Source organism: Microbacterium sp. CnD16-F (assembly GCF_024124465.1).
GTDB lineage: Bacteria > Actinomycetota > Actinomycetes > Actinomycetales > Microbacteriaceae > Microbacterium > Microbacterium gawkjiense.
Window position 1 is genome coordinate 1 of record NZ_JAMXSA010000012.1, and the last position, 12,415, is coordinate 12,415.

At 70.5% G+C, this 12,415-nt stretch carries 10 protein-coding genes; 4 read left to right on the forward strand and 6 right to left on the reverse strand.

Annotated features, from left to right (window positions below; all coding sequences use genetic code 11):
* The 4 genes from NH287_RS05230 to NH287_RS05245 form a co-directional block, all read left to right on the forward strand.
* Nucleotides 1–456: DNA-3-methyladenine glycosylase (locus tag NH287_RS05230; protein ID WP_374209364.1), on the forward strand; the 456-nt coding region annotated here is incomplete at its 5' end.
* Complete coding sequence (locus tag NH287_RS05235; protein WP_253034753.1) at nt 453–944, forward strand: methylated-DNA--[protein]-cysteine S-methyltransferase; 492 nt, start codon at nt 453–455, stop codon at nt 942–944. The genes NH287_RS05230 and NH287_RS05235, both read left to right, overlap by 4 nt.
* A gap of 314 nt (nt 945–1,258) precedes the next feature.
* On the forward strand, nt 1,259–3,079 hold the full coding sequence (locus tag NH287_RS05240; protein ID WP_253034754.1) for an ABC transporter ATP-binding protein: 1,821 nt from the start codon (nt 1,259–1,261) through the stop codon (nt 3,077–3,079).
* On the forward strand, nt 3,076–4,887 hold the full coding sequence (locus NH287_RS05245) for an ABC transporter ATP-binding protein (protein WP_253034755.1): 1,812 nt from the start codon (nt 3,076–3,078) through the stop codon (nt 4,885–4,887). Before NH287_RS05240 ends, NH287_RS05245 begins: the two co-directional genes overlap by 4 nt.
* Before the next feature lie 195 nt (nt 4,888–5,082).
* Here the strand turns inward: NH287_RS05245 and NH287_RS05250 are convergent, their stop codons facing one another.
* The 6 genes from NH287_RS05250 to NH287_RS05275 all read right to left on the reverse strand — a co-directional run bounded on the left by NH287_RS05250 (nt 5,083) and on the right by NH287_RS05275 (nt 12,412).
* Nucleotides 5,083–5,919 (reverse strand): endonuclease domain-containing protein, encoded by an 837-nt coding sequence (locus tag NH287_RS05250; RefSeq protein ID WP_253034756.1) that lies wholly within the window; start codon nt 5,917–5,919, stop codon nt 5,083–5,085.
* Nucleotides 5,920–6,140: 221 nt separating this feature from the next.
* Entirely contained in the window at nt 6,141–7,064 is a 924-nt protein-coding gene (locus NH287_RS05255) for an N-acetylglucosamine kinase (protein WP_253034757.1), read from the reverse strand.
* Nucleotides 7,061–7,996 carry a 1,4-beta-xylanase gene (locus tag NH287_RS05260; RefSeq protein WP_253034802.1) on the reverse strand — a complete coding sequence of 312 codons (936 nt, stop codon included), beginning with the start codon at nt 7,994–7,996 and terminating at the stop codon, nt 7,061–7,063. Before NH287_RS05260 ends, NH287_RS05255 begins: the two co-directional genes overlap by 4 nt.
* A 26-nt stretch (nt 7,997–8,022) precedes the next feature.
* Entirely contained in the window at nt 8,023–10,524 is a 2,502-nt protein-coding gene (locus NH287_RS05265; protein ID WP_253034758.1) for a glycoside hydrolase family 2 protein, read from the reverse strand.
* Nucleotides 10,521–11,417: a carbohydrate ABC transporter permease gene (locus NH287_RS05270; RefSeq protein ID WP_217531605.1), complete on the reverse strand. Its 897-nt coding sequence runs from the start codon at nt 11,415–11,417 to the stop codon at nt 10,521–10,523. The genes NH287_RS05265 and NH287_RS05270 overlap by 4 nt, the downstream gene beginning before the upstream one ends.
* Nucleotides 11,414–12,412 (reverse strand): carbohydrate ABC transporter permease, encoded by a 999-nt coding sequence (locus NH287_RS05275; protein WP_253034759.1) that lies wholly within the window; start codon nt 12,410–12,412, stop codon nt 11,414–11,416. Before NH287_RS05275 ends, NH287_RS05270 begins: the two co-directional genes overlap by 4 nt.
* Nucleotides 12,413–12,415 lie beyond the last annotated feature (3 nt).

Consider the following 12,415-nt stretch of genomic DNA (forward strand, 5'->3'; position numbering starts at 1 on the left):
GAGACGCCGCTCGGACCCGCCGTCCTGTTCCCGACGCCGCAGGCCGTCGCCGAGCACGGTGCCGAGGTGCTGCGGGGACCGGGCGCGCGCATCCGCGCCATCGTCCACGCGGCGACGGCCCTCGCCGACGGCTCGCTCCGGCTCGGACCCGGCGACGACACCCACGAACAGCGCGCCGCCCTGCTCGCCCTCCCGGGGATCGGGCCGTGGACCGCCGACTACGTGCGCATGCGGGTGCTCGGCGACCCCGACGTCCTGCTGCCCGGCGACGTCGCGGCCCGGGCGGGAGCGGCGGCCGCCGGCATCCCGTCGGACGCGAAAGGCCTGACCGCCTGGGCGGCGCGGGTCGCGCCCTGGCGCAGCTACCTCATGGCGCACCTCTGGTGCGCCGCGCCCGTCACGCAGGCCTGGCGTGCCGTGGACCTCGATCCCTCTTCCCGGAAGGCCGCCTCATGACCGCGATCCTGCAGACCATCGACACCCCCGACGGCCCGTTCACGATCCTCGAGGACGACGGTCGGGTGCTGTCGTCCGGGTGGACGGACGACCCCGAGCGCATCCTCGGGCGCCTCCGCGCAGACCGCGTGCCGCCGCACGTCGCGCCGGGGCGGACGCAGGCGGCGGCGCGGACGCTCGCGTACTACGACGGCGACCTCACCGCGATCGACGACGTGCCCGTGATGCAGTACGGCACCGCCCTGCAGACCGCCGGGTGGGCGGCCCTGCGTCGCATCCCGGCCGGGGGGCCGCTCACGTACCGCGAGTTCGCGGCCCACCTCGGATCGCCGAACGCGGTCCGGGCCGCGGCATCCATCTGCGCGCGCAACGCGCCGGCGCTGTTCGTCCCGTGCCACCGGGTCCTCCGCACCGGGGGAGCGCTCGGCGGGTTCGCCTGGGGGCTGCACGTGAAGCAGAGCCTGCTGCAGCGCGAATCGGGGAAATGATCAATCCATCTGAGTAAGCGCTTGTTTACAGCGAATCCTCAGGGATATCCTGGAGGGCTCCCGCACGATGCGGGCGCCTCGTCCGGCCCCATCAAGGAGGAAGCCATGTCCCCGGAGATCGTCTACACGAAGTCCGCCGCCTTCCTCGTCGCCGGACGCCCCGTCCGTCGGGGATGACGACCGAGGTCTGACCTCGCGCGGAAGCTTCCCGCGCCTTTCATCGTTCTCCCTCGACGGGTCCCCGAGACCCCGATCGTCCGCGCCCCCGTGCGCTCCTCGCCGCTTCGGCATCCGCTCCTCACCTGTGCAGGATCATGACCTCCTCGACGCATCCCCGTCTGTCCACCGCCCGTTCCCTCGCCCGCCTGATCCCCTTCGCGAAGCCCGTGCTCCCGCGCCTGGGGCTCGGCGCCCTCAGTGCGCTCATCGCGAGTCTGCTGGGTCTCACCATCCCCCTCGTGCTCGAGCAGATCGTCGGCACGAACGGCCCCATCGCCTCGGGTGACCCGTGGCTGATCGCCCTCGGCGCCGGCGCCGTGCTGCTGCTCGGCCTCCTCGAGGCGCTCATGGTGTGGGCGCGCCGCTGGTTCGTGCTCGCCCCGGCCACCGCCGTCGAGTACGAGCTGCGCACCGACTTCTACGCGCGCCTGCAGCGGCTGCCGGTCGCTTTCCACGACCGCTGGCAGTCCGGCCAGCTGCTCAGCCGCATGATGCAGGACATCGGCCTCATCCGTCGATGGATGGCCTTCGGTGTCGTGCTGCTGGTCGTGAACATGATCACGATCGTCGTCGGCTCCGTCATCCTGTTCAGCTGGCACTGGCTGCTCGGCACGATCTTCGTCGTCGTCTCCGCACCGCTGTGGATCGCCGGCTACGTCTTCGAGAACCGCTACGGCATGCTCTCGCGGCAGAGCCAGGACCAGGCCGGCGACCTGGCGACCGCCGTCGAGGAGTCGGTCCACGGCATCCGTGTCCTCAAGGCCTTCGGCCGCGGCAGCCACGCCCTGCGCAAGTTCACGCGTCAGGCGGAGACGCTCCGCGAGACCGAGATCAGCAAGGCCAAGGCCGTCGGCTGGATCTGGTTCTGGCTGGTGCTGCTTCCCGACATCGCGTTCGCGCTGTGCCTGGGCGCGGGCATCTACCTCGTTTCGGTGGAGCAGATCGACACCGCGGCGCTCATCGCCTTCTTCGCGATGGCGACCATTCTGCGGTGGCCCGTCGAGTCCATCGGGTTCCTGTTCTCGTTCCTCGTCGACGCGCGCACCGCGACGGACCGCATCTTCGAGGTGTTCGACGAGCAGAACACGATCGTCGACCCCGAGAACCCCGTCTCGATCGCCGAACCCCGCGGCGAGCTGGTCTTCGAGGGGGCGCGGTTCCGGTATCAGGATGCCGCGGCCACCGAGCGAGACCTGCTCGACGGCATCGACCTGTCACTGCGGCCGGGCGAGACCATGGCGCTCGTCGGTCTCACCGGCTCGGGCAAGACAACGCTCACGACTCTGCCCGGACGCCTCTACGACGTCACCGGAGGCCGCGTGCTGCTCGACGGCGTCGACGTCCGTGACCTGGCGCTGACCGAGCTGCGCCGTCACGTCGGCATGGCCTTCGAGGACGCCACGCTGTTCTCGCAGACCGTGCGCGAGAACGTCCTCCTCGGTCGTGAGGACCTCGATCCGCACAGCCCCGAGGGTGAGCGCGTCCTGCGCGAAGCCCTGCAGGTGGCGCAGGCGGCGTTCGTCGACGACCTGCCCGACGGCGTCGACACCGTCATCGGCGAAGAGGGGCTGAGCCTCTCGGGCGGTCAGCGTCAGCGTCTCGCACTGGCCCGCGCCGTCGCCGCCCGCCCGGCCGTCCTCGTACTCGACGACCCGCTGTCGGCTCTCGACGTCGACACCGAGGCGCTCGTCGAGGACGCCCTCCGCGTGGTGCTCGCCGAGACGACGGCCCTCGTGGTCGCCCACCGGCCGTCCACCGTCACGCTCGCCGACCGCGTCGCCCTCCTCGAAGAGGGGCGCATCACCGCCGTCGGCACGCACTCCGAGCTCCTGCGCACCAGCGAGCACTACCGGCACGTCATCTCGAGCCTCGAGGACGAGCAGGAACGTCAGCAAAAGAGGGAGGTGTCCCTGTGAGCACCGTCACGGGCACCAGCGGCGAAGACCGCTCCGATTACACCCGCGAGGAGAGCCGGCAGATCCGGCGACGCTCGCTGCGACTGCTCGGGTCGCTCGTCACGCCGCTGAAGATGCAGCTCGTCCTCGCGGGCATCGTGCTGGTCGTCTCGACGGTGCTCCGCGTGGCCGGCCCGGCGCTCGTCGGCTGGGGCATCGCGAACGCCCTGCCCGCTGTCCAGAAAGAGGCCGACTGGATGCCGACGATCGCCGTCGTGGCAGTCTTCCTCGTGTCCGCGATCGGCGGTGCGGCACTCATCGGCTGGTACGCCGTCGTGGTGGCGCGGCTGACCCAGGCCGTCATGCTGGACCTCCGCAAGCGGATCTTCCTGCACACGCAGAAGCTCAGCCTCGAGTTCCACGAGTCGTACACATCCGGCCGCATCATCTCGCGTCAGACGAGCGACCTCGACACGATCCGCGAGCTGCTCGACGGCGGACTCAACGAGCTGGTCTCGGGCCTGCTCTACGGCGGGTTCACGCTCGTCGCGCTGATCCTGCTCGACTGGCAGTCCGGCCTCGTGCTCGCCTTCATGGGCATCCCGCTGTTCTTCCTCATGCGCTGGTTCTACCTGCGCTCGCAGGTCGTCTACCGCGAATCGCGCGTCGTGAGCGCCAAGGTGATCGTCAAGTTCGTCGAGACGATGACCGGCGTCCGCGCCGTCAAGGCGTTCCGCAAGGAGCCGGCCAACGACGACGAGTTCGGCGGCCTCGCAAACGACTACCGCGACATCAACATGCGCTCGATCCGCCTGTTCGGCACGTTCGAGCCCGCCATGATGGCGCTCGCCTCGTTCGCCCTCGCCGCCGTCGTGCTGTGGGGCGGGCTGCGCGTGGTCAGCGGTGCGCTCGAGCTCGGCTTCCTGCTGTCGGCGGTGCTCTACGTGCGCAACTTCTTCGCCCCCATGCAGGAGGTCGCGTTCTTCCTGAACTCGTACCAGTCCGCCACGGCCGCGCTCGAGAAGGTGTCAGGTGTGCTCGAGGAGGACCCGACCGTCCCCGACCCGACGAAACCCGTGGACCTGCGCCAGGCGACCGGCCACCTGCGCTTCGACGACGTGACGTTCGGGTACTCCGAGTCGAAGACGATCCTGCCGCACTTCCAGCTCGACATCCCGGCGGGGCAGACGATCGCGCTCGTGGGCACCACGGGCGCCGGCAAATCCACGCTCGCCAAGCTCGTCGCGCGGTTCTACGACCCGACGAAGGGTGCCGTGACCCTCGACGGCGTCGACCTGCGGGAGCTGCACCCGAAGGACCTGCGCCGCGCGATCGTCATGGTCACGCAGGAGGCGTACCTGTTCAGCGGGACCGTCGCCGACAACATCGCGCTCGGCAAGCCCGACGCGACGATGGACGAGATCCGTGCGGCGGCCCGCGCGGTCGGTGCGGACGCCTTCATCGAGAAGCTGCCCGACGGGTACGACACCGACGTGAACAAGCGCGGCGGTCGCGTCTCGGCCGGTCAGCGTCAGCTGATCTCGTTCGCGCGCGCGTTCCTCGCCGACCCCGCGGTGCTGATCCTCGACGAGGCCACGGCGTCGCTCGACATCCCGAGCGAACGGCAGATCCAGGAGGCCCTCGGCACCCTGCTCGCCGACCGCACGGCGATCATCATCGCGCACCGCCTGTCGACGGTGGCGATCGCCGACCGCGTGCTCGTCATGGAGCACGGCCGGATCATCGAGGACGACACCCCCGACGCCCTCATCGCCGGCACGGGCAAGTTCGCGCAGCTGCACCGCGCCTGGCGCGAATCGCTCGTCTGAGCCGGCGCTGAGCCGCTGACGGATGCCGGGGCCCGAAGTCGGGGCCCCGGCATCCGTCGTTCGGGGTGCGGTGTGTCCCGGATTCGGATCGCGGCCTCGGATTCGGACGCGCAGGCGCGGTCCCGTCCGAATCCGAGGCGGATGTCCGAATCCGAGGCGTGCGGTGTCGGCGACGAGCGGCGCGGGGAGGGGTCTTCAGGTGGAGAGGTGCGCGCCCTGGGCGATGGCGCGAGAGATCGCCCGCTCGACGCTGTCCCAGCGGTGCAGGACTTCTGCGTAGGTGAACCGCAGCACGGTGAAGCCGCGGGCGACGAGTTCGCGATCATGCGCGACGTCGCGGGTGCGGTCGGCGGAGGTCGAGTGGAAAGCGAAGCCATCGAGTTGCACGACCAGTCGCTCGCCGATGAGTGCGTCCACGGGGTGGCCGGCCACGAACTGCTGGAAACGCACGGCGACTCCGGCGCTCCTCATCCTCACCGCGAAGATCGTCTCCAGACCGGAATCGTGCAGTCCGGTGATCTGGTCGCAGAGCTCCCGAGCGGATGCTGACCGCCACCGCACCCGCCGGAGATCGGCGGGCGTGAGTCTCTCGACACGGCAGGCCGACTCCCAGAGGACGGTCGCGGTTTCGCGGTCGACGCACGCGGAGATGTGGTCGAGAGCGTCGTGGACGGACTCCACGAGCGATGCGCGTCCCACGGGGGCGAGCGGCCGCGTCCAATGCGCGACGCGGTCGCCGCGCGGAGGCTCCGCGTGGGGGAGGACGTGCAAGTGCAGCCTCGCATCGACCTCAGGCGGCATCCACCACCCGCGGTGACGTGCGGCGGAGACGCAGGCGACGCGCGCAGTCGAGAGTGCTGCGGCGCGCAGATCCGCCGGCGCGGAGGGCGTGGCGAGCCAGTATCGGCGCACACGCTCGATCTCGCCTCGCGCTGCCGCGCGTTGCAGCGCCCGCGGGGATGCGCAGGCAGCGAGGAGCACCGAGCGGTGCACGATGCCACCGCGACTGTCGACGAACGCGCGAAGTTCCATACGGTGAGCGTGGCGCGCTGGAGGCCGTGCACACCCGCAGGAGCCGGTTCTTGTGCGCGCGTGCCGCGCCGGCCTGTTCGTGGAGAAGACGAGGGCGTGCGTCGGATTCGGATCCCGGCCCTGGATTCGGACGTGTTCGCGCGATCACGTCCGAATCCAGGGCACATCTCCGAATCTGCGGCAGAGCGGCGGATGCCGCAGGGCGGCACGCAGGCCGCGGGTCAGATCGCGCCGGCGCGGTGGACGGCCGCACCCAGGGGGTGGGCCGTCGTGATCTCGGCCAGGGCGAGGGCGCCGTCGATCCCGACGCCCTGCGGGGCGACGAGCCGCAGCCCCGCGCCCTCGCCGAGCGCGGCCTCGAAGGCGTCGTGCAGCGTCCGCGAGGCGAACACCCCGCCGATCGCGCAGACGTCGAACACCGGCTCGTCGGTGCGCACGCGGCGGACGGCGGTCCGAGCGGACCACGCGAGCTGCTGCGCGGCACGGTGCGAGATCTCCCGCGCGACGGCGTCGCCCGCATCCGCCGCCCGCGCGACGTCCCGCGCGAGCGACGCGACCACCCGCACACGATCGTGATCGGCCTGCAGGGCCATGTACGCCTGCGAGAGGTCGGGCCACCGGGCGAGGGCGTCGTCGGTCAGCAGCGTCGCCGGTCCGCGACCGTCGTATGCGCGCATGACGGCGTCGAGCGCCTCTCGACCGATCCAGTAGCCGCTGCCGGCGTCGCCCATGATCCAGCCCCACCCGTCGACACGGGCCGTGTCGGTCGCGCCGACGGCCAGGGTGACCACTCCCGTTCCGGCCGCGACGACGGCGCCGTGCCGGTCGCCGAGCGCACCGAGGAACGACGTCGTCGAATCGTGCGCGAGCATCGTGGCCCGCACGCCGTCGGCGTGGACGAGCGAGAGCAGCGCGTCGGCATCCGCGTCGCGGTCGGTCAGTCCCGAGATCCCCGCCGCGACGACGTCGGGTTCGGTGCCCGTGCGCTCGAGGGTCTCGTGGACGACGCGCGCCAGCTGGGGCAGGAGCGGTCCGCCGGTGTGGATGCCGCGGAACGCGAGGTCCTCCCGACGGGAGCCGTCATCGACCCTCACCTTGATGTCGCTCTGGCCGGCGTCGATGGCCAGCACGCGGCGCGCGCTCATCGTCCTCCTCCCGCGGCAGCCGTCGTCAGCGCACGATAGTGCGAGCGCAAGAACTCACCCGCCGGCTTCCCGTATGGACAGTAGTCGTCGTTGTCCTCCGCCGCGTCGGGGGCGTAGAGCTCCGCCGGCCAGTCCCAGAGGAAGAAGCCCGACACCCACTCCCGCTCGCCGCACGCGTCGAACATCGCGCGGTAGTAGTCGAGTTGCGCCTGGCCCGACGGAGCGCCCTCGAGAGCCCAGTCGTTCGGCCTCATCGGGGAGTTCTCCCGCGACGGGCAGCCCGCCTCGAGGAACACGAAGGGCGTGCCGGATGCCGCGACCACCGCCTCGATCCGGTCGAGGTTCTCCTGCCACGCGTCGATCGGGTAGTAGCCGCTGGACGAGATCACGTCGACCGCGTCCCACCAGCCGATCCGGTCCTCCTGGTACTTGTCGCAGTTGTACGTGATCAGTCCGGAGTACACCTCCCGCACCGCTCGGATGAGCTCGCGCCAGTGCGCCTCCTGCCCGTCGGCGCGCACCATCTCGCAGCCGATGCAGAGCATCGCGCACCCCTCGGCCTGCGCGATGCGGGCGGCGTCGAGGATGAACGCCCGGTAGGACGCGAACCACTCGGTCCAGCTCGGTTCGCCGGGGACGTCCCAGTCGAAGAAGCCGATGAAGGCGCGCCAGGTCCCGTCGGCGACGTTGACGACCGGCTTCAGGCACACCTTCATCCCACGCTCGTGCGCGGCGCGGATCGCGTGCACGATCTCGTCCTCGGTCACCGTCGGCTCGTCGCGGAACGGGATGTCGGTCGAGAACGCGGTCGCCTGCTCGGCGGCGTACGCGAGCGCCGTCCAGGTGACGCCGTGGTCGGCCATCGCGTCGAGGGATGCCGCTGCGGCGGGCGTCGTCCACGTTCCGCGGACGCCCGTCCACCCCCACGTCATGCCGCAGACGGGCCCCTCGAGGGCGGTCATCCGGTCACCAGCTGGTTGGCGGAGCGGAGCACGCGCGGATCTGCGAGGGCGGCGGCATCGAGCGCGACGCCGGCGTCGTGGTGCACGACGATGCGCCCGGTCTCGCCGGGGAGCAGCGTGAGCAAGCCGTCCGCCGGCTGCGCGGAGGCGTGCACCTTGTCGGCGAGCAGCGAGACGTCGCGGGCGAAGCGCTCCGCCGTGATGCTCACCTCCGTGCCGCCCTCGACCGGGCGCGTCGCGACGGTCAGGCCCGGGTCGCCGAGCGTCGAGTCGCGCGGCTCGGCGAAGTACCAGACCCCGCGCGCGGAGTCGGCGTCGACGACGAGCGCTTCAGCGGCGGCATCCGTCGGCGTGGTCAGGTCGGTGTCGATCGGCACGGCGAGCGTCCCCCGGGCCTCGACGGAGACGTCCACCGCGCCGTCGGCGAGCACGTCGCCGCCGAACGAGACGCGTCGGGTGCGCAGCGGAACGCTCCACGTCTCATCGGTGTCGTTGCCGAGGACGGCGACGAGCCGGCCGTCCCGCGGCTGCACCGTCACGACGCGCGGGGCGAAGGCGTTCTTCAGCGCGTGGAACAGCGGCTTGACCCGCTCGGCTCCGTCGATCGCCGCCCACGAGGTGACCGGCCAGCAGTCGTTGAGCTGCCACACGACGGCGCCCATCGTGTGCGGCGCCCACGAGCGGAAGTGGTCGAGCGCGGCGCCGACAGCGAGGGCCTGGTTCAGCTGCATGGCCCAGTGCCACGTCTCCATGTCGGCCGGCATCCGGAAGTGGGGGAGCAGCCCGTTCGTGAGCTTCGTGTTCCCCTCCATCGCCTTCTGGTGCACGATCATGCCCGGCGATTCCGGGGTGAGCGGACTGTCGTCGACCGAGTCGACAAGCGTCGTCCACGCCGGCGGCGCCTGCCAGCCGAACTCGGCCACGAAGCGGGGCGTGTGCTCGCGGTAGGTCGACCAGTCGCGTCGGTTCCACTGCTCCCACAGGTGCATGCTGCCGTGCTTCTCGTCGTTGGGGTGCGGTCCGGTCTGACGGCCGGATGCGGCATCCCACCCCGTCTCCGGACTGAACGGGCTGCCGGGGGCGTACGGCACGTGCGGGGCGAGTTCGGCGATGATCGCCGGGAACATCTCGTAGTAGTACGTCGCGCCCCAGCTCTTGCCGTCCAGGCTCAGCTTCCAGCCCCAGTCCTCGAAGCCCCACAGGTTCTCGTTGTTGCCGACGAGTTGGGCGAGCGAGGCGTGCGACGCCAGACGCACGACGTTCTCGCGCGCCTCGGCCTCGATCTCGGAGCGCAGGGGCTCCTCCTCGGGATAGGCGGCGCAGGCGAACAGGAAGTCCTGCCAGACGAGCAGTCCGAGTTCGTCGGCGAGGTCGTAGAAGTCGTCGGACTCGTAGAGGCCGCCGCCCCACACGCGGATGAGGTTCACGTTCGCGTCGATCGCCTGGCGCAGTCGGCGCTCGTAGCGGTCCCGATCGACGCGCACGGGGAGTGCGTCGTCGGGGATCCAGTTGACGCCCTTCACGAAGATCGGCCGGTCGTTGACGACGAGCGTGTAGGGGGTGCCCGCGGCATCCGGTTCGGTGTCCCAGTGGACCGTACGGAACCCGACCCGTCGGGTGGTCGCGTCCAGCGTCCGCCCCGCCGCGTGGAGGACGACCTCGACCGTGTAGAGCGGCTGCTCGCCGTGACCGACCGGCCACCAGCGTCGGACGGCCGAGAGGTCCACCTCGACGCGGCCCGTCTCGCCGACGACCGCGGCGCTCGCGGTCGCCTCGCCGTCCAGGCCGGGACCGCGGACGATCGCGTGCACCTCCAGGTTCGAGCCGGCGGCATCCGTCCGTTCGACGTCGACGTCGACGGTGACCCGTCCGCCGTCGCCCATCGGTGTCGCGACGACGCGCGTCCGCGACAGGCGCGCGGTGGACCACGACTCGAGGTGCACCGGCTTCCAGATGCCGCTCGTGTAGGTGGCGATGCCCCAGTCCCAGCCGAAGCTGCAGGCGGACTTGCGGATCGCCTCATAGGGCAGCGGGTAGGGGCGCGGGCGGGCACCGAGGTCGAGGCTGGCCTGATTCGCGTAGGGCACGGGCGCGCGGAAGGCGACCTCGAGCTCGTTGTCGCCGTCCTGCAGGTGCGCGGCGACGTCGTAGCGGTACGACCGGTGCTGGTTGGCGACCTCGCCGACGGCGCGGCCGTTCAGGCGGATCGTCGCGACCGTGTCGAGGCCGTCGAAGACGAGGTCGTGGCGGTCGCTGCCGTCGGGCGTCCAGGCGAACGTGGTGCGGTAGGTCCAGTCCACGAGACCGATCCAGGCCAGCAGCGACTCGTTGTCCCCGTGGAACGGGTCGGGGATGCGCCCCTCGGCGAGCAGGTCGACGTGGATGCTGCCGGGCACGACCGCGTCGACGTCGACACCCGCGAGGGCGTCGGAGACGGGCCCTGCGGCGGCGCGGACGGTCCACCCGTCGTGGAGGGGGCGGCGGGAGAGGTGGGTCACTTGACGGCTCCTGAGGTGAGGCCCTGATAGATCCAACGCTGCAGGAGCAGGAAGGCGATGAGCGTCGGGATGATCACGACGAGCGTCCCGGCGGCGATCACCTCCCACTGCGCGCCGAACGGCCCTTTGAATCGGAAGAGGGACGTGGAGATCATGCCCTCGGAGGGCAGGTAGAGGAAGGGGGCGTAGAACTCGTTGTACACGGCGATGCCCTTGATGATGACGACCGTCGCGATCGCGGGACGCAGCAACGGCAGCACCACACGCCAGTAGATGGTCCACCGGTTCGCCCCGTCGATCATGGCGGCTTCGTCGAGCGAGATCGGGATGGACTGCATGAACTGGATGAACAGGTAGATCGCGATGATGTCCGTGCCCATGAACAGCAGGATGAGCGCGGCCTTCGTGTCGTAGAGCCCGAGGCCGTTGACGAGCTGGAAGGTCGCGACCTGGCTCGTGACCCCCGGGATGAGGGTCGCGAGCAGGAAGAGTCCCATGACGACCTTCTTGCCGCGGAACTGGAAGCGGTCGAGGGCGTAGGCGGCCATCGTGCCGAGGGCGATCGTGCCGACGAGCGACACGGCGAGCACGATCGTCGTGTTGACGAAGCCCTCGAGCATCTTGCCACTGGTGAACGCGGTCACGAAGTTGTCGACGTTGAACCAGTTCGAGGGCGGGTCGAAGGGGCCCGTGCTCGCATACTCGCTCGAGCTCTTCATCGCCGCGAACAGCAGCACCGACAGCGGCAGCAGCGTCACGATCGCCGCGATCACGAGGCTCGTGTACTTCGCCGCCGTCGCGCTCAGGCTGCCGAGGCGCTGCAGCGGCGTCCGCGCGGACCGGCGCCGGGGGAGCGCCGTCGGCTTCGTGGGCGGCATCAGGGTCGCGGTCACGTCAGGTCCACCTTCTCGTCGGGGAACACGCGTCGCTGGATCCAGGTGACGACAAGGACGATCACCAGCAGGACGACGGCCATCGCCGAGGCGAGGCCCACCTGCCGGAACGAGAACGCGGTCTGCAGGGTCTGGATGACGAACGTCGCGGAACCGTTGGCGCCGCCGGTCATGATGAAGGGCACCTCGAACACCGACAGGCTGCCGGCGATGGCGAGGATGAACGACAGGCCGATGATGCGGCGGATGCCGGGGGCGATGATCGACCAGAACTGCTGCCACTTGTTGGCACCGTCGAGCTCCGCGGCTTCGTAGAGCTCGCGCGGGATCGACTGGATCGCGCCGAGGAACAGGACGAAGTTGAGGCCGGTGTAGCGCCAGACCGAGGTGCCCGCCAGCGACCAGTTGACGACGTCCGGGTCGCCGAGCCACTGCGGCGGGTCGGCGAGGCCGAACCAGCCGAGGACGGTGTCGAGGGTGCCGCCGGGCTGGAAGAGGTAGAGGAAGACGAACCCGATGGCGACGCCGTTGATCAGGTATGGGAAGAACAGGATGCCGCGGAAGAGGTTCGAGAACCGCGTCGAGAAGCTGAGGATCGTCGCGAAGTAGAGGGCGATCCCCATCTGCAGGAACGACGCCGCGAAGTAGTACAGACTCACCCAGAAGACGCTGAAGATGCGCGGGTCGGTGAACACCTGGATGTAGTTGTCGAGCCCGACGAGGTTCTTCTCGAGGTCGATGCCGTCCCAGTCGGTGACGGAGTAGTAGAAGAGGTTCAGCGCGGGCCAGTACGTGAACAGGAGGAGGAGGCCGACGGCCCCCGAGAGGAAGAGCCAGGGCGTCAGCCGCTGGACGATCCCGCGTCCCGCCCCGCGCGACCCGGCGCCGGGTGCGCCGGTCCCGCGGCGCGAGCCGCGAAGCCGGCGCACCCGGGCGGGTGCGGACAGGACCGCAGGGGCGTCCGCGGGAGCGGAGCCGGGAGTTGCGATCGCCATCGT

Coding starts and splice junctions, on each gene's coding strand:
- NH287_RS05250 (WP_253034756.1), bottom strand. CDS start 5,919: ATGGAACTTCGCGCGTTCGTCGACAGTCGCGGTGGCATCGTGCACCGC.
- NH287_RS05235 (WP_253034753.1), top strand. CDS start 453: ATGACCGCGATCCTGCAGACCATCGACACCCCCGACGGCCCGTTCACG.
- NH287_RS05255 (WP_253034757.1), bottom strand. CDS start 7,064: ATGAGCGCGCGCCGCGTGCTGGCCATCGACGCCGGCCAGAGCGACATC.
- NH287_RS05275 (WP_253034759.1), bottom strand. CDS start 12,412: ATGGCGATCGCAACTCCCGGCTCCGCTCCCGCGGACGCCCCTGCGGTC.
- NH287_RS05260 (WP_253034802.1), bottom strand. CDS start 7,996: ATGACGTGGGGGTGGACGGGCGTCCGCGGAACGTGGACGACGCCCGCC.
- NH287_RS05240 (WP_253034754.1), top strand. CDS start 1,259: ATGACCTCCTCGACGCATCCCCGTCTGTCCACCGCCCGTTCCCTCGCC.